This window comes from Streptosporangium sp. NPDC004379 (assembly GCF_042873875.1).
In the GTDB taxonomy this organism is placed as follows: domain Bacteria; phylum Actinomycetota; class Actinomycetes; order Streptosporangiales; family Streptosporangiaceae; genus Streptosporangium.
In genome coordinates this window covers 366,423-388,439 of sequence record NZ_JBIAMC010000006.1, presented here as the reverse complement: position 1 = coordinate 388,439, position 22,017 = coordinate 366,423, and the positions used below count along the sequence as shown (strand labels likewise).

Annotated in this window: 22 protein-coding genes and 1 tRNA gene; 9 read left to right on the top strand and 14 right to left on the bottom strand. The window is 72.0% G+C overall.

The genetic code is table 11. The annotated features are described in order from the left end of the window. Positions 1–179: 179 nt before the first annotated feature. The 7 genes from ACFYSC_RS16245 to ACFYSC_RS16215 form a co-directional block, all read right to left on the bottom strand. Positions 180–1,442, bottom strand: coding sequence for an ATP-binding protein (locus ACFYSC_RS16245; protein ID WP_389961697.1), 1,263 nt, complete (start codon positions 1,440–1,442; stop codon positions 180–182). A 1-nt stretch (position 1,443) separates the two neighbouring features. Further along, positions 1,444–2,172, bottom strand: coding sequence for a two-component system response regulator CseB (gene cseB / locus ACFYSC_RS16240; protein WP_389961695.1), 729 nt, complete (start codon positions 2,170–2,172; stop codon positions 1,444–1,446). A 448-nt stretch (positions 2,173–2,620) separates the two neighbouring features. Then, positions 2,621–2,696, bottom strand: a tRNA-Ala gene (locus ACFYSC_RS16235). Between the two features lie 181 nt (positions 2,697–2,877). Further along, on the bottom strand, positions 2,878–3,594 hold the full coding sequence (locus ACFYSC_RS16230) for an HAD family hydrolase (RefSeq protein WP_389961693.1): 717 nt from the start codon (positions 3,592–3,594) through the stop codon (positions 2,878–2,880). Between the two features lie 56 nt (positions 3,595–3,650). Continuing rightward, positions 3,651–3,770, bottom strand: a complete 120-nt coding sequence (locus ACFYSC_RS16225) for a DLW-39 family protein (RefSeq protein WP_229811953.1) — start codon at positions 3,768–3,770, stop codon at positions 3,651–3,653. Between the two features lie 170 nt (positions 3,771–3,940). Further along, positions 3,941–4,330: a VOC family protein gene (locus tag ACFYSC_RS16220; RefSeq protein WP_389961690.1), complete on the bottom strand. Its 390-nt coding sequence runs from the start codon at positions 4,328–4,330 to the stop codon at positions 3,941–3,943. Positions 4,331–4,534: 204 nt separating this feature from the next. Then, a complete protein-coding gene (locus ACFYSC_RS16215; RefSeq protein WP_389961689.1) occupies positions 4,535–4,819 on the bottom strand; it encodes a GNAT family N-acetyltransferase in 285 nt (94 codons plus the stop codon). A 589-nt stretch (positions 4,820–5,408) separates the two neighbouring features. On the opposite strand from ACFYSC_RS16215, the gene ACFYSC_RS16210 reads away from it, so the two are divergent. From ACFYSC_RS16210 to ACFYSC_RS16195, 4 genes are all read left to right on the top strand, one after another. Continuing rightward, a complete protein-coding gene (locus ACFYSC_RS16210) occupies positions 5,409–5,804 on the top strand; it encodes an STAS domain-containing protein (RefSeq protein WP_389961687.1) in 396 nt (131 codons plus the stop codon). A gap of 191 nt (positions 5,805–5,995) precedes the next feature. Further along, positions 5,996–6,394, top strand: coding sequence for an ATP-binding protein (locus ACFYSC_RS16205; RefSeq protein ID WP_389961685.1), 399 nt, complete (start codon positions 5,996–5,998; stop codon positions 6,392–6,394). Between the two features lie 241 nt (positions 6,395–6,635). Then, positions 6,636–7,049 carry a GNAT family N-acetyltransferase gene (locus tag ACFYSC_RS16200; RefSeq protein WP_389961683.1) on the top strand — a complete coding sequence of 138 codons (414 nt, stop codon included), beginning with the start codon at positions 6,636–6,638 and terminating at the stop codon, positions 7,047–7,049. A gap of 320 nt (positions 7,050–7,369) precedes the next feature. Continuing rightward, positions 7,370–8,425, top strand: a complete 1,056-nt coding sequence (locus ACFYSC_RS16195; RefSeq protein WP_389961681.1) for a polysaccharide deacetylase family protein — start codon at positions 7,370–7,372, stop codon at positions 8,423–8,425. A 62-nt stretch (positions 8,426–8,487) separates the two neighbouring features. Here ACFYSC_RS16195 and ACFYSC_RS16190 read toward each other — a convergent pair whose 3' ends face one another. Then, on the bottom strand, positions 8,488–9,921 hold the full coding sequence (locus ACFYSC_RS16190; protein ID WP_389961679.1) for an MFS transporter: 1,434 nt from the start codon (positions 9,919–9,921) through the stop codon (positions 8,488–8,490). Between the two features lie 336 nt (positions 9,922–10,257). On the opposite strand from ACFYSC_RS16190, the gene ACFYSC_RS16185 reads away from it, so the two are divergent. The 4 genes from ACFYSC_RS16185 to ACFYSC_RS16170 all read left to right on the top strand — a co-directional run bounded on the left by ACFYSC_RS16185 (position 10,258) and on the right by ACFYSC_RS16170 (position 15,512). Further along, positions 10,258–10,470 (top strand): copper ion binding protein, encoded by a 213-nt coding sequence (locus ACFYSC_RS16185; RefSeq protein ID WP_362940280.1) that lies wholly within the window; start codon positions 10,258–10,260, stop codon positions 10,468–10,470. Then, on the top strand, positions 10,467–11,504 hold the full coding sequence (locus ACFYSC_RS16180) for a hypothetical protein (protein WP_389961677.1): 1,038 nt from the start codon (positions 10,467–10,469) through the stop codon (positions 11,502–11,504). Before ACFYSC_RS16185 ends, ACFYSC_RS16180 begins: the two co-directional genes overlap by 4 nt. A gap of 30 nt (positions 11,505–11,534) precedes the next feature. Beyond that, the gene (locus tag ACFYSC_RS16175; RefSeq protein WP_389961675.1) at positions 11,535–13,793 is read left to right on the top strand and encodes a heavy metal translocating P-type ATPase; all 2,259 of its coding nucleotides are present in this window, start codon (positions 11,535–11,537) and stop codon (positions 13,791–13,793) included. Between the two features lie 381 nt (positions 13,794–14,174). After that, positions 14,175–15,512 carry an aminotransferase class V-fold PLP-dependent enzyme gene (locus ACFYSC_RS16170; protein WP_389961673.1) on the top strand — a complete coding sequence of 446 codons (1,338 nt, stop codon included), beginning with the start codon at positions 14,175–14,177 and terminating at the stop codon, positions 15,510–15,512. Here the strand turns inward: ACFYSC_RS16170 and ACFYSC_RS16165 are convergent. The 4 genes from ACFYSC_RS16165 to ACFYSC_RS16150 form a co-directional block, all read right to left on the bottom strand. After that, complete coding sequence (locus tag ACFYSC_RS16165) at positions 15,442–17,190, bottom strand: MFS transporter (protein WP_389961671.1); 1,749 nt, start codon at positions 17,188–17,190, stop codon at positions 15,442–15,444. The two genes, ACFYSC_RS16170 and ACFYSC_RS16165, sit on opposite strands and share 71 nt — an antisense overlap. A 23-nt stretch (positions 17,191–17,213) precedes the next feature. Then, complete coding sequence (locus ACFYSC_RS16160) at positions 17,214–18,491, bottom strand: PLP-dependent cysteine synthase family protein (protein WP_389961669.1); 1,278 nt, start codon at positions 18,489–18,491, stop codon at positions 17,214–17,216. Between the two features lie 101 nt (positions 18,492–18,592). Continuing rightward, the gene (locus ACFYSC_RS16155; RefSeq protein WP_389961667.1) at positions 18,593–19,270 is read right to left on the bottom strand and encodes a hypothetical protein; all 678 of its coding nucleotides are present in this window, start codon (positions 19,268–19,270) and stop codon (positions 18,593–18,595) included. 394 nt (positions 19,271–19,664) lie between these two features. Next, positions 19,665–20,081, bottom strand: a complete 417-nt coding sequence (locus ACFYSC_RS16150) for a CBS domain-containing protein (protein WP_389961665.1) — start codon at positions 20,079–20,081, stop codon at positions 19,665–19,667. 100 nt (positions 20,082–20,181) lie between these two features. Between ACFYSC_RS16150 and ACFYSC_RS16145 the strand changes: the two genes are divergently transcribed. Beyond that, positions 20,182–20,724, top strand: coding sequence for an isochorismatase family cysteine hydrolase (locus tag ACFYSC_RS16145; RefSeq protein WP_362940256.1), 543 nt, complete (start codon positions 20,182–20,184; stop codon positions 20,722–20,724). Positions 20,725–20,842: 118 nt separating this feature from the next. Here the strand turns inward: ACFYSC_RS16145 and ACFYSC_RS16140 are convergent, their stop codons facing one another. Both ACFYSC_RS16140 and ACFYSC_RS16135 read right to left on the bottom strand, forming a co-directional pair. Beyond that, positions 20,843–21,529 (bottom strand): DUF6766 family protein, encoded by a 687-nt coding sequence (locus ACFYSC_RS16140; RefSeq protein ID WP_389961663.1) that lies wholly within the window; start codon positions 21,527–21,529, stop codon positions 20,843–20,845. Between the two features lie 94 nt (positions 21,530–21,623). Continuing rightward, the gene (locus tag ACFYSC_RS16135) at positions 21,624–21,983 is read right to left on the bottom strand and encodes a hypothetical protein (RefSeq protein WP_389961661.1); all 360 of its coding nucleotides are present in this window, start codon (positions 21,981–21,983) and stop codon (positions 21,624–21,626) included. Between the last annotated feature and the right edge of the window lie 34 nt (positions 21,984–22,017).

The window sequence follows — 22,017 nt, the reverse complement described above, 5'->3', positions numbered from 1 at the left end:
CTCTCGCTCCGAGAGGTCGGTACGCCGCGGTAGCGCACGTCAGCCACCATGCGCGGTGCGGTTGTCCGCGCTGTCACGGTCGCGTATCCGCGGCCGCTTGGACAGGTATCGGGTGTGTGTCAGCCCTCGGCCGCGGATCGCCCGGCTTTCAGCGGTCTTCGGGGAGCATCAGACATGTATCAGCCCTCGGAGCTGGCATCGCCCCGCAGGTGAAGCGTGGCGACCGCGCCGCCGTCCGGAGCGTTGGCGAAGGCGAGCCCGGCGCCGATCACCTGGGCCTGGCCAAGGGCGATGATGAGGCCCAGGCCGTGGCCCCGGCCGCGTTCGGCCGCACCGGTGCGGAAGCGCTGCGGTCCGTCCGCCAGCAGCTCGTCGGGGAATCCGGGGCCGTGGTCGCGTACGACGATCACCGTGCCGTTCACGATGACCTCGACCGGAGAGCGTCCGTGGCGGTGGGCGTTGATGATCAGGTTGGCGATGATCCGGTCGAGGCGCCGCGAATCGGTGTCGGTAACCGGATCACCGGCCACCGTTAGCTGGACCTGCAGCCCCGTCCGGCCTACGGACTCCTCGACGACCCGGCCCAGCGGCACCCGAGCGCTATCGGCCCGCTCCACGCCCGCGTCGAGGCGGGAGATCTCCAGCAGGTCCTCCACCAGCGTCCGCAGCACCCGCACCCGACCTCTGACCAGCTCGGTCACCTCGCTCTCCGGGAGCAGTTCGGCCGAGGTGACCAGGCCCATCAGCGGGGTACGCAGCTCATGGGCGACATCGGCGGTGAAGCGCTGTTCACTGAGCAGCCGGTCCCGCAAACTGTCGGCCATCGAGTCGACGGTGGCCGAGATATCGGTGATCTCGTCGCCGCCCCGGCCGCCCACCATGCTCCGGGCATCCAGGTCGCCTTCCGCGATACGCCGCGCGGTCCGGGCCACCCTCCTCAGCCGCCGGTTGGGCAACTCGGCGACCAACGCCGCCAGGGGCACGACAATGGCGAGCACAGCCAGCGAGGCCATCACGATGTGCCGGTCCAGGGCCCGTAGACTGCGCATCTCGGCCCCCATGTCGATCTTCACAGCCAGCGCTTGGCCGTCGACTGGCTGCATCGCCCACATCCAGGGGATGTCCGGCCGACGATCGTCGTACCAGGTGATGTACTGCCCGGCGCTCCCGGCCTGCTGGAGCAGTACGGGCGGAATCTCTGCGGGATCCGCATCAGCCGACGTCCTGCCCGTACGCCGGTAGCCGTCCACCTCGACCAGTAGTTTGCTGAAAGCCCGATCCCTGCCCAGGGTCATGGAACGCTCAAAGGTGCTCTGGTGGACCAGCACCCCGAGGGCCAGCGCGACCGCGCAGGACGCCATGGCCACCAGCGCGGCGATCTTCCAGCGTAGCGACCTCCAGTTCAGCAGCCCACGTGCCGCCCGGGCGATGGTGTGTCCCACCTCAGCGCCGCAGCTTGTATCCGAAGCCGCGGACCGTCTCGATCCGGTCGGAGCCGATCTTCTTGCGCAGCCGCTGCACACACAGGTCGACGACGCGGCTGTCCCCGTCCCAGCCGTAGTCCCAAACGTTGCGCAGCAGCGTCTGCCGGTCCAGCACGATCCCCGGATTCGCCGCGAACTCCAGCAGCAGGCGCAGCTCGGTGGGAGCCAGCGCGACCGGCTCACCGGCCCGGTGCACTTCCAGACCCTGGGGATCGATGGCCAGATCCCCGAAGACCAGGTCGGTGCCACCGCCGGGAGCGGGCTCCGGAGTGCGCTCAGGGCCTGGGGCGAAGGAGGCTCGGCGCAGCAGGGAACGGATCCTGGCCACCAGTACGGAGGTGTCGACCGGCTTGACGACGTAGTCATCGGCTCCCGCCTCCAGACCCGACACCACGTCCAGAGCGTCACCACGCGCGGACATCATCAGAATCGGGTCCATGCTGGACTCCCTGACCTTCCGGCACAGCCCGATGCCGTCCAGTCCCGGCAGCATCACATCCAGCAGCAGCACGTCGTGCCGCTGCTCCCTGAACAGTTCGAGGCCGGTCAGACCGTCGCCCGCCGTGCTCACGCGATAGCCGTAGCGCTCCAGCGCCATCGCGACCGTCTTGCGGATCACCTCGTCGTCCTCGACGAGCAGCACGGTGACAGGGGTCGACGGTTTGCTACCGACATCTGAAACCGACATTTCTCCCCAAATACTGTCGATAGTTGATAAATAACTATAAAAGGACTCTCTTCGTGGAGGTACGAAAGACGTCGTCGGCCCTCTCTGACGAGGAGTACGCCGCGATAGCGCGCCTCGGCCGCCCTGCGGCGCAGGTGTCCATGGTGCCGATGCCGGACCTCCACGACGGCTCAGCCGTGTATCAACCGTGAATCAACGCGCGCCGGTCCGCCGTACGGACCCAGAAGCGTCCTGCATCTTGGATTTGCTCGTGCTCGACCCGCCTCCGCTCTTTCAAGGGAGGCCGCGCAGTGAGATGTGCGGTACACGGCCCCAGCCCGTCGGGCTTTGCGAACCGAATCTGCACCTGGGTGTACGCAATGGGCACGAGAGCGGAAGAAGGCCGGATGAAGATCGAAGCCCGGGTGAGGCGACCATGCCTGACCTGAGCTTCTTCGTGTCGTGAGAGTGGTGGAGCCTAGGAGATTCGAACTCCTGACATCCTGCTTGCAAAGCAGGCGCTCTGCCAACTGAGCTAAGGCCCCCGGTGAGCCGTCGGGGTCGCCGGATTCTTCCGGGACGCGGCTCGCTTCCAGTCGTACACCGTAGCAACAGGACCCGCTTCGGCGCCACTCGGCTACGGCCCCACGGCGGAGCCGTACGGCGGAGGCCAGCCGTACCTTCCGGACGGTCGGAGGGCGAAGGCCCGCCGTGCCTTCCGGACCGTCAGAGGGCGGCGGAGGCGGTGGCGGTGGGCTGGAGCGGCCTGCCGCCGAGGAGCAGGGCGGGGAGGTCGGCGACGGAGCCGATGAGATGGGTGGCTCCGCCCTTGAGGAGGCGCTCCCTGCTGTGGGCCCCGGTCAGGACGCCGGCGACCACTGAGGCGCCCGCGCGGCGGCCGCAGATCATGTCGCTCTCGGAGTCACCGGCCACCGCCACCTGCCGGACGTCCTCGATGCCGAGACGCATGACCGCGGCGAGGACCATGTCGGGCATGGGGCGGCCGCGCCCGACGTCCTCCGGGCTCAGGACGAGGTCCGCCTTGCCGGACCAGCTCAGCGCCTCCAGGACGCCTCCCAGCATCACCCGGCTGAAGCCGGTGGTGAGGCACACCTTGATGCCCGCGTCGCGGAGGTCGTCCAGCGCCTCGGCGACACCGGGCGCCGGGACCAGGCCCGCACGGCCGATGGCACCCTGGTAGGAGCGCTCGAAGGTGAGGTCGGCCGCCCGCGCCTGGGCCTCGTTGTCGGGGAAGATGCCACGGAAGACCTCGATGGTCGGGCATCCCCGGGACCGGTGCACGTGCACCATGGCGCGCGCGTACGCACCGGTCCCGGGAACGATGCCCTGAGTGGCGATCGCGTCGGCGAACGCCCGCTCAACCATGGCGATATCACCGATCGTGGTGCCTGCCAGATCCAGACAGGCGAGCCTGATGGGCATTGCTTCCCCATCGCGGGCAGGGATCATGAAAGCACCCAAATCGGTAGCCGCGTTGATCAGTTCTCTCCGCCGGTGGCCTCGGTCCACAGGTCGAGCTCGGCGCGATCAGCCTGCACCTTCCGCCAGACCAGCAGTCCCCCAACGGCGACGAGCACCAGAACGAGCAGCTTCTTCACGGTGTGACCCCACTTCTCGACGGTCTCACCTGCCGGGGTGAGACAACGCCCGGTTCAAACGGTTCCCTGCAGCCTAGCAAGGGATCGGGCCATGATCTGGTTCACACGGTAAGCCCACGTGGCAAACCCGCATCAACCAGGTGATTTACAGTCATGACGTACGGCCGCGCTCAGCACTCGCGAACCGCGGCGAGTTCGACCTCGAAGCCGTCCTCGTTCTCAAGATAACCCGCGTAATGGCCGGTTCCGCCCGCGTAGGGGTGTCGATCAGGGAACATCAGTGTCCACCCGTGCCCGGCTGATGCGCTGACCAGCTCATCCACCCGTGCCTGTCCGGTTACGCCGAAGGCCAAATGGTTCAGACCGGGTCGGCATCGATCGTGCGTGGACGCGGTGAGGGCGGGCGACCGCTCGACGACGACGTAGGTGCCGTCCAGTATCCAGCTCCGGCCCGCCTCCCACTCCTGGAAGGGCCGGTATCCCAGCTCCCCGAGCAGCCATCCCCACGACCGCACAGCGCGGTCGAGGTCGGGCACCCAGAGCTCGACGTGATGCAGCATGCGCCCATGCTGCCGGACCGGGACGGGCGCCGCGCGCCCGGGCCCGGTGCGGGTCTCTCCCCGGAGGCGATCCCGGAGAGGGCCGGCCAGGCCTCCTCGGACACGGCTCTCAGGGAGGAATCCGGTCCGTCCTTGGATACGGCCCCAGGGAGGGATCTGGTCAGGCGCCCTCGGACATGGACACGGCTCCGGGGAGGGACTCGGTCAGGTGTTCTTCACCAGATCGGCGTACTCGGGGTGCTTCCGGATCCAGGCGCCGACGAACGAGCAGAGCGGGACGACCTTCGCGCCCTCGGCTCGGGCGTCGTCCAGCGCCACCCGGACGAGCGCGCCGCCCACGCCTCTGCCCTCGAAACGGGGATCGACCTCGGTGTGGGTGTAGGCGATGGCGCCGTCGCGCCGGCTGAGGTCCAGCCGCCCCACCCGCTCGCCGCCGACCTCCGCCGCGTAGGAACCTCCACCGGGCAGGAGCCTGACGTCGACCTGCATGGGTTCTCCCTTCTCCGGCCGCCGGACGGCGGCGCTGGGTCAGCCGATTCTCCGTGGTGTTCATTCCCGAAGCGGTGTTCATTCCTGAAGCGGTGTTCATTCCCGAAGCGGTGTTCATTCCCGAAGCGGTGTTCATTCCCGAAGCGGGCAAGGTATGCGTCCCGGAGGGTCCGGGACGCTCCGGCCGGCGCCGTCCGGTGGCCGGAGCCCGCGGAGGCGTTCAGGCCCCGCCCAGGGCGTGGGCCGGTCGCCCGACAAAGGGGTGTCAAGCATGAAATTTGGGGATTCAATAGGCTAGAGCGATCACGGTCGGCCCGTCTCCGCGGCGGGACGCCGCGATGTGGTCGGCGGCCTCGCGAGAGGAATCGAGATTGCGGGTGAACGATGTCGGCGTCCAGCAGACCATCCCGGTTCCGGCGCACCGCGCCCCGGAGCCCGGCGGACGCCCGCCGGTCCGCGTTCGCGCCGTCCCGGTCCCGGCGCACCGCGCCCCGGAGCCCGGCGGACGCCCGCCGGTCCGCGTTCGCGCCGTCCGGGTGACGGCCCCGCCACCGTCCCCTTCCCCTTCGGCCGGCTGTGGAGGTCGCCCGTGAGCACTGCCGTCCACATCAGCATCGTGCCCGAGGACGCCGTGACGACGTCCGGCGGCCCGGCGGAGGGGGTGTCCCTCCTGGCCGTGTCGGGCGAGCTCGACTACACCAACGCCGAGCGGTTCCGCCACGACCTTCTGGGGGCCATCGGCTCCGATCGGCGGCACCTCGTCATGGACCTCGCCGGGCTGTCGTTCTGCGACTCCACCGGCATCCGGGTCTTCCTGGCCGTCCGCAAGCTCGTTCAGGACCGCGGGGGCAACCTCGCCATGGCCAGTCCGCATCCCCGGATACAGCGGATCTTCCATCTGACCGGGCTCACCGATGCCTTCGCCGTACATCCCACGGTCGAGGAGGCCGTCGGGTTCCTGCGGCGAAACGGGAATTCGGAGTGAACGGGCAGGTTCCCCGCGAACGGTACGGCGAACGGCGACCCGAGGGATATTCCGTCCGCCCGCACGGTCGTAAGCCCGCTCCGAGCGGGCAGATGTCCGGCATCGACAAGTCATCGGCGACGTCCGGTTCCGGAGGAGCGGGTCCGCTCCCCCCGGTGGTCGCCGTACAGGGCGGAGCCAAGGGGGGTGTCGTGACCGGCGAGCGCGGTCAGCACTGGCCGATCGATGACGACCTCACCGCCCTGCGCGAACGCCTCCTCCGGCACGCGACCCTGGCGGGCATGCGCGGCGACCGGCTGGACGACCTGCTGCTCGCCGCCAACGAGGCCGTCATCAACGTCCTGGAACACGGCGGGGGTGAGGGCACGCTGAGCATCTGGCACAACGCCGCCTGCGTCACCGTGGAGATCACCGACCACTCGGGGGATCTGGCGGCCAAGCATGTGCCGCCCGAGCGTCCCACGGACACGGTGCGCGGGTTCGGGCTGTGGCTGATGAGCCAGCTCTGCGACGAGCTCACCATCGACCAGGCCGACGAGGGGTCCCGGGTCCGCCTCCGGATGCGCCTGGACTCCGCGCCCGCCTGCTGAGCACCTGCCCGCCGCTCATCCTCCGGGCGCACATCGAGCGCACATCGAGTGCCCGTCGAGCGTCGGCCGTGCCCGGCTCACCCGCCGCGTCCGTCCGCTGAGCGCCGCCGCATCCCCGCGCCGCCCCGCCCGGCTGTTCCGGTCGTCCGGAAATCCGATCGACGGCCGGAACAGCCGGTGGATATCTTCTACGGGCCCGGCGTGATCGGCCGATGCCGGCGCCCTGCCGCGAGGAGTTACCATGATCCGCTACACCGACGACGTCGACGCGATCGAGGCCGACCGGCTCACCGGTTTCTTCGTGGGGTGGCCGACGCCGGCTTCGCCCGAGCAGCATCTGGCCGTCCTGCGGGGAAGCCACCGCGCGGTCGTCGCGATCGACGAGGAGACCCGCCGCGTCGTCGGGTTCGTCAACATGATCAGTGACGGTGTCCTGACGGCCTACATCCCGTGGCTGGAGGTCCTGCCGGAGTACCAGGGGCGGGGGATCGGGACCGAGCTGATGCGCAGGATCCTGGCCGGCGCCGAGGGCTTCTACTCCGTCGATCTCCTCTGTGAGGAGCGGCTCCAGCCCTACTACGCGCGGCTGGGCATGCGGGCCGTACCGGGGATGTCGCTCATCGACCGCTCCGCCCTCAAGGGCGCCACCGGCTGACGCCCCGGGCGCCTCCCATGGACGCCACCGGCGCCCGGGAGCCTCCCGAAGGAGCCGCCGTCCGCACTCTCCCGGCCGGGACGCGCCGCCGTACCATCTGTCCCTTTCGCAGACTCCTGCCCGGAAGTACGGCTGGCGCCCCCCTGGCTTCGTAGGTCATCCTCGCCCCGGCGCTCTCAATCCTTGACCATCGTCACTGCCTGCGATTTCTGTCCCGCGGGTATGAATCCTTTGCTCCACGTGGAGATCCATCCGCAGGTCAGCGGGGGATAACAGGCACTTGATCAGTGCGCTGGGGGGATTCAATGAACCGTCTTAAAGTGGTCAGGACCGGTATGGTCGCCGCGGCGGCGGGCTCGTTGCTGGCCGGATGCATGTCCGGGCAGAACGACGCACACGACACGAACGCCGGAGCCGCGAAGCCGGCCGCGGCCAAATCCGCCGCCGCCGCCCAGCAGGCGACCCTCAAGGCCAAGCTGGCGAAGGCCGCGGAGGCCCACGCCAACGAGCTGGGTCAGATACCGGTCCTGATGTACCACCGCGTGGTGGACAAGCCCGCGACCCAGGACGACCGCACTCCTCAGCAGTTCCGCACCGAACTGGAGCGGCTCGCCCGGGAGGGCTACGTCCCCGTCACCGCGGCGGAGTACGTCACCGGGCACATGGACATCCCGGCCGGCAAACACCCGGTCGTGCTCACCTTCGACGACTCCTCCCCCTCACAGGTCACCCTGGACGGCGCGGGGAACCCCATGCCGGACACGGCCGTCGGCATCCTGGAGGACGTCGCGAAGAAGAACCCCGGGTTCCGCCCGGTGGCGACGTTCTACGTGATCCGTGACCTGTTCGGGAAGGAGAACCTCCCGGAGGAGGCCGCCCAGATCCTGCTCTGGCTGCGCGACAGGGGCTACGACATCGGCAACCACACGCGGGACCACAAGAACCTGCACGGCAAGTCGAAGGAACAGGTGACGGCCGAGATCGGCGCCGGTCAGGAGCTGATCGACAAGCTGATCGGCTTCAAGCCGGTCACGCTGGCCCTGCCGTACGGCAACCAGCCGAGCACCAAGGATTGGGGCCTGAAGGGCGGGTCGGGGAAGGCCGGCTACGACTTCGGCGGGGTGTTCCTCGCCGGCTACACCCCGGCGGAGTCGCCGTTCAGCAAGAAGTTCGACCCGGTCGGCATCCCGCGGATCAGGTCGATGGACAAGAAGGGCGACTGCGTGAAGTTCTGCTCCACCGCCTGGCTCGACTGGCTGAAGGCGCACCCCGACGAGCGCTACACCTCCGACGGCGATCCGAAGACGGTCGCCTACCCGAAGTTCAAGTCGCCCTTCCTGGCCAAGCGCTTCACCGACCGCGCCCTCGGCTACTGACGGACCGCAGAGCCGGTCACCGACGGGCCCGTACGGCGGGGCTGCCGAGGCCGTACGGCGGGCTACTGACGGGCCGGTGAGCCGGGCTCCGCGTCCGCCACCGGCCCCCGGGCCACCATGTCCACCGCGTCCGCCGTGTCCACCGCGTCCGCCGCCGGTTTCGGGTCCGCCGCCTCCGGCCCCGCCGCGTCCCCGACCGGCTCCCGGTCCCCGGCGGCGGTGCCGGGCTCCCGGTCTCCGGCGGTGCCCGGGGCCCGGTCCGCCGCGGCGGTGTCCGGGGCCCGCAGGTTCCGGACACCGGGGGAGAGCAGCGCGGCCAGGGACACCACGAGGATGATCCCGGCGCATCCCACCAGGGCGGGCCGGGGACCGGCCGTGATCGCGATCGGGCCGGCCAGCAGCAGTCCGAGCGGGCCGAACATCAGCGAGCCCAGGGCGTCGTAGGAGCTGACCCGCGACAGGGAGGCGGGCGGGATCTCCCGCTGCATCGTGGTGTTCCACAGCACGCCGAAGAGGTCGAAGCAGACGCCCATCACCACGGCTCCGGCGACGACCGTCCACAGCGGGGCTCCGACGCCGAGCAGGAGGTAGGGGAGTCCCGTCGGCACGGTGAGGACGGTGCCGACCAGGATGGGGCGGCGGGGGCGCAGCCGCAGCGCCAGGAAGACGCCGAAGATCATGCCGGCCGCCTCGCCCGTCAGCACCGCGGACCAGGCCGCGGCTCCGCCGAGGCTCTCCTTGGCCACCAGCGGGCCGAGCACCCCGTGCGCGGCCTGCGCCGCCATGACCAGCACCGAGAACTGCGCCACCACGACCCACAGCCACTGCCGGGAGACGAACTCGCGCCAGCCGCCGCGCAGGTCGGCGAGGACGGAGTGCCGTTCCCCCGCGGCGCGTCCGGCCGGGGTGAGGCGCAGCGCGGCGACGAGCAGCGCCGCCACGGTGAACATGACGCCGCTGACGGCCAGCGCCCAGCCGCCGCCGATGAGGACCACCGTGGCACCGCTCAGCACGAGCCCGGCGACGCGCGAGCTGTTGACGCCCAGTCCCAGCAGGGCGTTGGCGGTCTGCAGCCGGTCGGCGGGGACGACATCGGGGACGATTCCGGCCAGGGCGGGGAAGAGGACGGCCATCGCCACCCCGCTGAGCGCCGCGGCCGCCGCCAGGACGGGGACCGGGGTCCACCCCGTGAGCATCATCGCGGCGATGGAGAAGAACGCCACCGCGTTGAGCACGTCACCGGTCATCATCACCCGGTGCCGGGGGAACCGGTCGGCGATCACCCCGCCCGCGAGCATGAAGACCACGGTGGGCAGCGCCTCGGCGGTCAGGACCACCGAGAGCGTCCCCGGCGTGGCCCCGGGAAGCCCGAGGACGCCGAAGGCCAGGGCCACCGGGGCGAACGAGCCGCCGAGCACCGAGATGGTGCGGGCCGCGAACAACAGGGCGAAGCGCCTGTCCCGGAGCAACGCGAGGTCGCTCCTGAAGCTGTGCACCGGGGGTCTCCTTCTCACGGCCGCGTGACGCACCGGGCCACGCGCCGGTTCACGGATGTCGGGGGAGACCATCCTCCCGCTCCCCGGCCGCGCTGTCGCGCCCATTTCCGCGGGCCACCGCCAGGCCCAGAGGCCCCGGGGGCCGTCCGCGCCGGGCCCGGAGGCCCTCCGCGCCGGGCCCGGGAGGCCTTCCGCACCGAGCGCAGGGACCGTCCGCATCGGGCCCCGGGGCCGTCCGCAGCGGGTGCCGGAGTTGAGGAATAGAACGGGGGAGGGGTATGTTGTCGATATACGGATACCCCCCCAGGGTAAAAATAGCGAGGAAAGAGGCCGGACATGACCACCGCCACCTACACCGTCAACGGCATGACCTGCGGCCACTGCGTCAGCTCGGTCACCGAGGAGGTCGGCCAGGTTCCCGGTGTCACCGGCGTCGACGTCGATCTCGCCACCGGTGCGATGACCGTCAGCAGCGACGCCCCCGTCGACGCGGCCGCGATCACCGCCGCCGTCCAGGAGGCCGGCTACGAAGTGGCGGCCACGTCGTGAACACCCCGGTCCGGATCGGGGCCTACGCCCTCGGGCTCGCCGTGGTCTTCGGCGGCGCGCTGGGCGCGGGCCGGGCCGTGGGCCCGGCCGCCGCGCCGCCCGCGGAGACCGCCCACCCGGCGCACGCCGCGCCCACCGGGAGCCCGGACGCCGGGCACGGCGGCCACGGCGACACCGGCGCCGAACAGGGCGACGATGTGGCGTCCGTCCCGGCGGGCCTGCAGATCTCCCAGGACGGCTACACCCTCGTCCCCGAGACCACCGTGTTCACCCCGGGCGAGGAGACCGGGCTCCGGTTCACCGTGACCGGCCCGGACGGCCGCCCGGTCACCGCCTACCAGACGCAGCACGAGAAGAAGCTGCACTTCATCGTGGTCTCACGCGACCTCGGCGAGTTCCGGCACCTGCACCCCGAGGAGGCCGGGAACGGCGTCTGGTCGGTACGGCTGACACTGCCGGAGGCGGGCGCCTACCGCGCGTTCGCCGACTTCGCCCCCGAGGGCGGCCACCCGCTGACGCTCGGCGCCGACCTGCGAGCCGGCGGCGACTACAAGCCCTCCGGGGCACTGGAGCCGCGCCGTACGGCGAAGGTGGACGGGTACACCGTCGACCTCGCGGGCGACCTGGTTCCCGGGCGTTCCAGCAGGGTTACGCTGAAGGTGAGCAAGGACGGGAAGCCGGTCACCGACCTGCAGCCCTACCTCGGCGCCTACGGCCACCTCGTGGCGCTGCGCGACGGCGACCTCGCCTACCTGCACGTCCACCCCGACGGGGAGCCCGGCGACGGCAGGACGCCTTCCGGCCCGGAGGTCACCTTCTACGCCGAGGCGCCCAGCCGGGGCACCTACCGGCTGTTCCTGGACTTCAAGCACGGGGGCGAGGTGCGCACGGCGGACTTCACCGTCCGCGCCGGGGACGTCCCGGCGCCGTCCGAGGCCCCGACCGGCCCGTCCGGCACACCCGAGCCGTCGGGGAACGGCACGCCCGAGCCGTCGGAAAGCGGCGCGGAACACGCCGACGACCACTCACACTGACCAGGGCATGACGCGGAGAAAGGAGAGGTGATGTCCTCCATCACGGACGAACGGCCGCCGGACACCGGCGCGGTCGAGCTCTCGATCGGCGGCATGACCTGCGCGTCGTGCGCCAACCGCATCGAGCGCAAGCTGAACAAGCTCGACGGCGTCACCGCGACCGTCAACTACGCCACCGAGAAGGCCAAGGTCGTCTTCCCCGCCGATCTCGACCCCCGCGAACTGGTCGCCGAGGTCGAGAAGGCCGGCTACACCGCCGAGCTGCCCCCGCCTCCCCGCGCCGAGGGCGCCGGGGAGTCCCGGGAGCCCGGAGAGGGGGCCGACGGGCTCGCCCCGCTGCGGGCCAGGCTGATCACCGCCGTCGTCCTGGCCGTCCCGGTGATCGCGATGGCGATGATCCCGGCGTTGCAGTTCAGGAACTGGCAGTGGCTGTCGCTGACCCTGGCCGCGCCGGTCGTGGTCTACAGCGGCTGGCCGTTCCACAAGGCCGCCTGGACCAACCTGCGCCACGGCGCCGCCACCATGGACACCCTGGTCTCGCTCGGCACGATCGCCGCGCTCGGCTGGTCGCTGTGGGCACTGTTCTTCGGTACGGCCGGCACCCCCGGCATGACCCACCCGTTCGCGCTCACCATCGAGCGCACCGACGGCGCGGGCAACATCTACCTCGAGGCCGCGGCCGGGGTGACGGCGTTCATCCTCGCGGGCCGCTACTTCGAGGCCCGTTCCAAGCGCCGCGCGGGCGCGGCGCTGCGCGCCCTGCTGGAGCTCGGCGCGAAGGACGTCTCCGTGCTGCGCGACGGCGCCGAGGTCCGCGTCCCCGCCGACAGCCTGGCGGTGGGGACGCGGTTCGTGGTGCGGCCCGGCGAGAAGATCGCCACCGACGGCGTGGTCGAGGAGGGCTCCTCGGCGGTGGACGCCTCGATGCTGACCGGCGAGTCGGTCCCGGTCGAGGTACGGCCCGGCGACGCGGTGACCGGCGCGACCGTCAACGCCGGAGGCCGCCTGGTCGTCCGCGCCACGCGGGTCGGCTCCGACACCCGGCTCGCCCAGATGGCCAGGCTGGTGGAGGAGGCCCAGACCGGCAAGGCGCAGGTGCAGCGCCTGGCCGACCGGATCTCCGGGATCTTCGTGCCGATCGTGATCGCCCTGGCCGTCGGGACGCTCGGCTTCTGGCTCGGCACGGGCGGCGGCGCGGGCGCCGCGTTCACCGCGGCGGTGGCCGTGCTGATCATCGCCTGCCCCTGCGCCCTGGGCCTGGCCACCCCGACCGCGCTGCTGGTCGGCACCGGCCGGGGCGCCCAGCTCGGCATCCTGATCAAGGGGCCGGAGGTCCTGGAGTCCACCCGCGGCGTCGACACCGTCGTGCTGGACAAGACCGGCACGGTCACCGAGGGCAGGATGACCCTGGTGGACGTCGTCACCGCCGACGGCGAGGACGACGCCGAGGTCCTGCGGCTGGCCGGGGCGCTGGAGCACGCCTCCGAGCACCCCATCGCCCAGGCCGTGGCCCGGGGCGCCGCCGAGCGGGTCGGCGAACTGCCCGCCCCCGAGGACTTCGCCAACGTCGAAGGGCTGGGCGTCCAGGGCGTCGTCGACGGGCACGCCGTCCTCGTCGGCCGTCCCCGCCTGCTGGCCGAGTGGTCGCAGCACCTGCCCGCCGAGCTGGAGCGGGCCCTGGCGGAGGCGCAGGCCGCGGGCCGTACGGCGGTCGCGGTCGGCTGGGACGGCAGGGCACGGGCGATCCTCGTGGTCGCCGACGTGGTCAAGCCCACCTCCGCCGAGGCGGTCCGGAGGCTGCGCGCGCTGGGCCTGACCCCGGTGCTGCTCACCGGCGACAACGAGGCCGTCGCCCGGTCCGTGGCCGCCGAGGTGGGCATCGACGAGGTCATCGCCGAGGTGCTGCCCGCCGACAAGGTGGACGTGGTCAAGCGGCTCCAGTCGCAGGGGCGGTCGGTGGCGATGGTCGGCGACGGGGTCAACGACGCCGCCGCGCTCGCCCAGGCCGACCTCGGGCTGGCGATGGGCACCGGCACCGACGCGGCCATCGAGGCGTCCGACCTCACGCTGGTCCGCGGCGACCTGCGGGTGGCCGCCGACGCGATCCGCCTGGCCCGCCGGACGCTCGCCACGATCAAGGGCAACCTGTTCTGGGCCTTCGCCTACAACGTGGCGGCCCTGCCGCTGGCGGCGATGGGGCTGCTCAACCCGATGATCGCCGGAGCCGCCATGGCGTTCTCGTCGGTGTTCGTGGTCACCAACAGCCTGCGGCTGCGCGGCTTCAAGTAAGCGGTCCCCGCCGCGAGACGGTCCCAGCCGTCACCGCCGTCACCGCCGGCGCTCGCCGTGAAGCGGTCCTCGTTGAAAAGCCGTCACCGCCGACGCCCGCCGTGAGAGCCGTGAGAGGGGCCTCGTCACAAGGCGGTCCACGCCGTCACCGCCGGTGCCCGCGCCACGCCGGGCCCCCGGCGGTGACGGCGTGACGGCGCCGGTCCGCCGCACACTGGAAGCGTCGACCAGGGTGCCGCCGCGGCCCCGCCCGGAGTGATCCGCCCGGCCCGCCGGTTCCGTTTCGGGCCGGAGTGATTCCGCCCGGCCCGCCGATTCCGCTCCGGGACGGCCGGACGGCGCGCGCCGCGGTCGCCCGCTGATGCGGTACGGGGGATTTCGATGACTGTGTCCAGACGCAAGATGATCACCGGGTTGGGCGCGCTGACCGCCTCCCTCGCCGCGGCGGCCCCGCCGGGCCTGGAGCCGCCCGCCGCCCGGGGACCGGCGGCGGCTCCGATCCCCGGGACCCCCGCCACCGGCCGTGCTCCGGGCCGATCGGCCGGGGACGAGGCGTTCTGGGGGGACGTCGCGCGGCGGTACCGCGTCAGCCCGGACTTCGTGAACCTGGAGAACGGCTACTACGGGATCATGCCCGAGCCGGTGCGCCTGGCCTACCACCGCAACGTGGACCTGCTCAACGAGCAGAACTCCCGTCTACTGCGCACGGACTACAAGGAGCGGGCCGACCGGATCAGGCGGCGGGTCGCCGCCCTCCTCGGGGTCTCCGCCGAGGAGATCGCCCTCACCCGAGGCGGCACGGAGGCCCTGCAGAACCTGATCGGCGGCTACAACCGGCTGCGGCCGGGCGACGCGGTGATGTACGCCGACCTCGACTACCACAGCGCCCGGTACGCGATGAACTGGCTACGCGACCGGCGCGGCGTCACGGTCGAGCGGCTGGCGATCCCCGAGCCGGCGACCCGGCAGGCCGTGCTGGACGCCTACGCCGCGGCGCTGCGCGACCACCCGCGGGTACGGCTTCTCCTGCTCAGCCACATGAACAACCGCACCGGGCTGGTGACGCCGGTCCGGGAGATCGTCGAGATGGCGCGGGCCCGCGGCGCCGACGTGATCGTCGACGCCGCGCACTCGTGGGGCCAGCTCGACTTCACCCTCGGCGACCTCGGATCGGACTTCACCGTGTTCTCCCTGCACAAGTGGATGGGGGCGCCGCTGGGCACGGGCTTCCTGCACATCCGGAAGGAGCGCCTGCCCGACATCGACCTCGCGTTCGCCGACGAGACCTACCCGGCCACCGACATCCGCTCGCGCGTCCACTCCGGCACGCTGGACGCCGCCGCCGTGCTCTCGGTGGACGCGGCCCTGGACTTCCACGACGCGCTGGGCGCCGCGGCCAAGCAGGCGCGGCTGCGCTTCCTGCGCGACCGCTGGGTCCACCGGGTGCGCGACATCCCGGGCCTTGCGATCCTGACCCCGGAGGACCCGGCGATGTACGGGGCGATCACCGCCTTCCGGTTCGCCGGCCGTACGTCGGAGGCCGAGAACGTCGCGATCACCGATGACCTGTACGCCAGGTACCGGATCTTCACCGTGCGCCGGGGCGGGCCCGTCCGGGGTGACTGCGTCCGGGTGACGCCGGCGCTCTTCACCTCGCGTGACGACGTCGACCTCCTGGCCACCGCCCTGCACGACCTCGCCCGGCGGCTGCGTCCCTGAGATGGGCTCCGGACGAGCGCGCCCGCGCGAGCGGACCGGACGGCGGCCGTACCGCCGCGGCCGGGGCGGCGGCCGGTGAGGTCGTACCGGGAGACGACGGGTCCGGGGAGGTCGCGTCCGAAGAGGCCGTGTCCGGGGAAGCCGCGTCCGGGGAGAGCGGATCTCGGGGGTCCTGCCCAGAGGAGGCTTCTTCCGAAGACGCCCCGTCCGGGGTGGCCGCGGGGTGCTCCGGCAGCCGTCCGGCCCGGTTCAGGGCGTGTACGGCCGCCGCGCACCCGGCGCCGACCGCCGTCAGGCCGAGCCACGGCAGACTGGGCAGGCCGACCGCCCTGCCCAGGTCCAGCGCCCACCCCGACAGCAGGTTGCCCGCGGCCACGCCGAGACCCGCCAGGGTGCTGTAGAGCCCGTAGCGGGTGCCCACCGCGTGCTCGGGGCCGAGCGCGACGACGGTCGTCATCTCGAAGGGGTAGATGATCATCGTGGCCAGGCTCAGCAGCACCGCCGTGCCCAGCACGGGCAGCAGGAGGAGGAACCGGACGGCGGCGGACGGCGGATCCGCGGCGTCGGCGGTGGCCGTCAGCGGCGCGGCCACCGCGAGCGGGACGAATGCCAGGCCCATCAGGACGAGTCCCCGGGCGATGGCCCGGGACGGTCCCCAGCGCCGGCCCGCCCACGCCGTCACCCGGGCCTGCCCGGCGACGGTCATGACGCCGGAGACCACGAAGACGAGCGTGACCCCGAGTTCGCCGGCCGTCACCCGCCTGACCTCCAGCGGCAGGCCGAGGTAGATCTGGAAGTTCAGCGCGTAGGAACCCGCCATGGCCAGCGAGAACCGCAGCAGGGACCGGTTGGCGGCCGCCTCCCGCCAAAGGGACGGCTCCGGACGCCGGACACGCCTCCGGGGTCGGACACGCTCCCGGGACCGGACACGCCTCCGGAGCCGGGCCGCCCGCCGGCCGGCGACCCGCTCGTCCCTGGCCTTCCGCTCGTCTTCGGCGATCCGCTCGTCACCGGCCTTCTCCTCGTCACCGGCCCTCCCCTCGCCGGTCGCCGCTCCGGGGACGCCGGCCGTTCCCGGACCGGCCGGACCGCCCGAGCCGGCCCCCGCGCCCGGCGGCAGCGCCCGCATCTGGGCGACCGTGAGGACCGCGAACATCGTCCCGGCGGTCAGACAGACCAGGGTGAACGTCACCCCGTTGAGCAGCAGCCCGACCAGGGGCCCGACCAGGATGCCGAGCTGGCCGAAGGCGTTGAAGGCGGCGAACGCCTCGACCCTGCGCTCACCGGCCTCCCTGGCGAGATAGGCCCGCACGGCCGGGTTGAACAGCGCCCCGGCGAACCCGGTCAGCGCCGAGGCCGCCACCAGCGCGGGGATCGAGCCGGCCACCCCCAGCATCAGGAACGCCACGGCCCGCACCCCGCATCCGGCCACGATCACGGGCTTGCAGCCGAGCCGGTCGGCGAGCGTCCCGCCGACCAGGAACAACCCCTGCTGGCTCAGGTTGCGGACGCCGAGGATGAGCCCGACCAGCGCCGCGGGCAGCGCCAGCGTCCCGGACAGGTGACCCGCGAGGTACGGCATGAGCATGTAGAAGCCGGTGTTGATGGTGAGCTGGTTGACCAGCAGCAGCCGTACCGGCCGGTCGAAGGACCGGATGAGCGCGGGGGTCCCGGTCATCGGTTTCCCCTCTTCGGCGCCGGTCACCGATCCTCCCAGACGGCGCCCGCCGTACCGGGGTCCTCTCCGGCGAGGTCCCCTACGGTGGGGTCCTCTCCGGCGGGGCCCGCCACGGCCTGACCCGCCACGGCCTGGTCCGCGCCGGCCGTGCCTGCGGGATGCGGACCCGCCGTACCGGACGGGGCGCCCGGCGGCGGGCCCGCGAGGGGGTCGACCACGGTCCTGCACCGCGTCCAGCGGACCGGCTCGCGCTCCGCGGGGTGACCGATCTCCTCCGGGCCGGCGGCCGGCGGCGCCCCGAGGAGGCCGTTGGCCGCGCAGTAGTCGTCGCTGAACACGGTGTCGAAGTAGCGGTGCGGCCCGTCGGGGAAGACCGCCGCCGTCCGCGTGTGGCCGGGAAGCGTGCGGGCGAGCCACGACGCCACCAGGGCCACCGCCCCGACGCTCCAGCCGCCGGTGGCGTACCGCAGGGCCGCCAGGCGGCGGCACGCCCACACCGCCTCGGCGGGCGCGACCCAGTGCACCTCGTCGAACAGCTCGTAGGCCACGTTGCGCGGGTGGATGCTGCTGCCCAGGCCGCGCATGAGCCGGGGACGGGCCGGCTGGCCGAAGATCGTCGATCCCGTCGAGTCGACGCCGACGAGCCGCAGGTCCGGATAGAAGCGGCGGAGCATCCGGGTGACGCCCGCACTGTGGCCGCCGGTTCCGACGCTGCACACCAGGACGTCGATCCGGCCGAGCTGACCGGCGAGCTCGGCGGCCAGTCCCGCGTAGGCGGTGACGTTGTCGGGGTTGCCGTACTGGTCCGGGCAGTAGGCGTCCGGGTGCCCCGCCAGCAGCTCGCGCACCCGGTCCTGGCGTGCCCGCTGCCAGCCGCCCACCGGGTGCGGCTCGGTGACGACGACGACCCGGGCCCCGTAGGCCGCGAGCAGGTGACGCATCAGCGGCTCCATCCCCGGGTCGGTCACCAGCGTCACCGGGTGTCCGTGGACGATGCCGGCGAGCGCCAGCCCGAGGCCGAAGGTCCCGCTGGTGGATTCCACGATGGGCGCCCCCGGGCGCAGCAGGCCCGACCGGCGTGCCCGGTCGACGATGTGCAGGGCGGGCCGGTCCTTGATGCCCCCGGGGTTGCCGCCCTCCAGCTTCGCCCAGAAGCCGCGGCCCCGGCCGGTGACGAGCTCCGGGATCCACAGGACCGGGGTGTTGCCGACGACGTGCTCCGGGGTGTGGCAGGTGTTCCCGGTGACCAGCCGGCCGGCCGGGAGCAGTGAGATGTCCGGTGAGTTGAGTGTGTAGGTCATGGTCCGTTTCCCTCGAACGTGATCGGATGATCCGCCTCAGGGCACGCCGGAGATACGGCCCGCGCCGATGGCACGGGCGACGGGGCGCGCCGCCGGACCGGCTACACCCGGGAAACGGACTTGAGCAGGAGCAGGGCCGCGCCCGGAAGCGGGCGGACCGGACGGGAGGCGCGCCGCGCCGCCGGAACGGCCGGGGCTTCGGCGGTCACCTCGGCGGTCGCGGCGTCGCAGGCGGCGCGGCCGGCGGGGAGCAGGACACGGAGGATGGTGATCGACGGCCCGGCCGCCGCCCCGCACAGCGTGTGGTCCTCGCCCGCGGGCAGCAGGGGACGCAGGGGACACGGGGTGCCGCCGCAGTACGCCACCGCGCCGGACACGGTGCGGTGGCGGGCGATCGCACGGTAGCCGGACACGGTCCGGGGGCCGGTGGCGGCTGCGGTGGCTGCTGCTGCGGGGAGGGAACCGGCGGCGAGCCGGGGACCGATGACGGCTGCGACGAGGGAACCGGCGGTGCTCCGGGGGCCGGTGGTCACGCCCCGGGCCTCTCCGTGGCACGTCTCCCCGGAGGATACGGTCCGGAGCTCGTGACGATGGTGGTGGAACGAGTGGGCGGGGACCGAGTGGGTGGGGGCCGAGTGAGCGTGGGCCGAATGGACGTGCGCCGAGTGGGCGTGGGAGCACAGCACGAGGTGGAGCAGGACGGCGGCACCGAGCACGGTCGAGTACAGCGCCCGGAGGATGCCTCCGGGCCGCACGCACCGCCGTATCGATACGACCATGCCTCTCAGCGTACGCTACACTCTGTAATGAATCGCTGCTTAGAGTGACATTTCGGGGAATATTTGGCCGTTCAGAGCTGCGCGCTCCGCCGTACGGCGGGCACGGGGAGCCCGCCGTACGGCAGACACGGCGAACCGGCGGGAAGACCACGTCGGCCGGCGGGAAAGGCCCCGGTGAAGAGCACCGGCGGGAAAGGCCCGGGTGAAGGGCGTGAGAAGACCCGGGAGGCGACCCGGGCGGCGAAGGGCCCCGCACCCGGAGACGCGGGATCCGGGCGGCGAGCGTCCGGCACCCGGAGACACGGAGACACGGATCCGGGCCGGTGAAGAGCCCGGCGCCCCGGAGACGCAGGATCCGGGGCGCCGGCAGTGGGTCGGCCAGGGTCGGCCGGGGTCAGTCGGAGGTGACCGCGTCCATGAGGTCACCCACCGGCGCGTCGGGCAGCGCCCGCGCCACGTCGGCCAGGGCGACCATCCCGACCAGCTTGTGTCCGTCGATCACCGGAAGCCGGCGGACCCTGTGCTTGGCCATCGTGGTGAGGATCTCCCCGGCATCGTCGTCGGCGCCGATGGTGACCGCCTCGCCCTGGGCGAACTCACCGGCCTGGCAGGACTTCGGATCCTTGCCCTGGGCCAGCACCTTCACCACGATGTCGCGGTCGGTCAGCATGCCCTTGAGCCGGTCGTCCGTGCCGCAGATCGGCAGGGAGCCCACATCGAGGCGAGCCATCTTGGTGGCCGCATCGAGCACGGTCTCGTCGGCCCTCACGCACTCGGCGTTCGGCGTCATGATCTCGCGTGCGGTCGTCATCCTCGCTCCTTTCTGTGCTCCGGAGCCTCTGCGGCTACCCGGGGGTCCACCGATGAAACCGGGGCCGAATGAACGGGGCCGAAAGGGAGAGAAGCGATGCATGGGAAAGATTGCGCTGGTCGTGGTGGACATGCTGAACCCCTACGACCACAAGGACGCGGAACCGCTCGCCGAGAACGTCGCCGGGATCGTCGGTCCCCTGGCCGATCTGATGCGCCGGGCGCACGAGCGCGACGACGTCGGGCTGGTGTACGTCAACGACAACTACGGGGACTTCTCCGTGACCCGGGAGGATCTGGCGGAGCGGGCGCTCGCGGGCCGGCGGCCCGAACTGGTCGAGCCGGTGCTGCCCCCGAAGGAGGCGCCCTTCCTGCAGAAGGTTCGCCACAGCGCGTTCTACGGCACCTCCCTGGAGTATCTGCTGCGACGGGAGGAGGTCGAGACCGTGGTGCTGGCCGGCCAGGTCACCGAGCAGTGCGTCCTCTACAGCGCGCTCGACGCCTACGTGCGGCACTTCTCGATCAGGGTCCCGCGCGACTGCGTGGCCGGCATCCACGCCGACCTGGCGGACGCCTCGCTGCGGATGATGGAGCGCAACATGGGGGCGAAGATCGTGGCGGGGGAAAGGTGCCTGGAGGTCTGACGGCCTCTCCGGCGCCGATTCGGCTCATGAGGATCCGGTCGCGTGATGATCCGGTCCGGGAGGACCCGCCGTACGGGGGTCCGGTGCCGCCCCGGGGGCGCGCGGCCCCCGGGCGGCGTCACCCCTCGACGCCGGTCGCGTCGTGGGCGGCCCCGACGGGTTTGGACTGCGTCGAGCCGCGCTGGCGCAGGTACACGGAGAGCACGACCATCGACAGCACGGCGAGGAACTCCGACTGCCAGTTCTGCAGCGTGCGGTTCCAGAAGTCGGCCGAGACGACGTAGCCGCCCCAGCCCACCGGGTCCTCCAGTTGCGCGAGCTGCCGGGCGTTGTAGGAGGCCTGGCCCGACACCGACTGCGCGAGCCACGACAGCAGGAAGACGGCTCCCATCACCAGGCCGAGGGAGTTGCCGTACAGCGACCGGCGCCACCCGGCCGCGGCGGCCCAGGCGGGGCTGCCGGGCTCGGCGTACCGGCCCGTCTTCTGCTCGGCGTCGCTCTCGCCGCCCTCCTCGCCCGGCTTCTTCGACTCGGTGGAGCCGCGCTGCACCAGCCAGACCGTCGCGAGGATGAACAGCAGGAACTGGAGGTACTCCGACTGCCAGTTCTCCGCGACGTCGGTGGTGAAGTCGGATGAGGTCACGTAGGCCATCCACGACAGCGGCGCGCCGCCCTCGGCGAGCCGCTCCTGGTTGGCGGCGGCGTTCCCGGCGAACGACTGTCCCACCAGGGACAGCAGGAACGCGACGAGGAAGAACAGGCTCAGGGCGTTGTTCTTGACGAACTTCTTCACGGAGTCCTTCACGGAGCCCCCCTAACGCTGCAGAAGGCCGATGGCGAGGAAATAGGCCAGGCCGACGCCGATCAGGACCAGAGTGACGATGAACATGACGCGCATGTCAGGTCGTCACCTCGCACCGGTAGGGGAGTTCGTCGCGGGCCGTGCAACCCGCGCCGCGCACCAGCCAGCCCTGGGGGAACCTGTGCAGGAAGACGGTGTCCCGTGACAGCCGTACCTGCGCCTCGTCGCCCCAGACCTCGGTGTCCACCGGCCGGCCGCCGGGCAGTTCGAGGTCGAGGACGGCGCCGGCGCACCTCTGGCCGCCGGTGCTGAGCCCTTCGGCCGCCGAGGGCGCCAGCAGCGAGCACGCCTGCTCTCCCTGGCGGTCGTGCACCGCGCCGTAGAAACGGATGGCCGCCTGTTCCGCGGTCTCACGCTCGGCAGAGGAACAACCAGTCAAAATCACAACCAATGACATCAATGCCAATGAAATTGCTCGACTGTTCATCGGC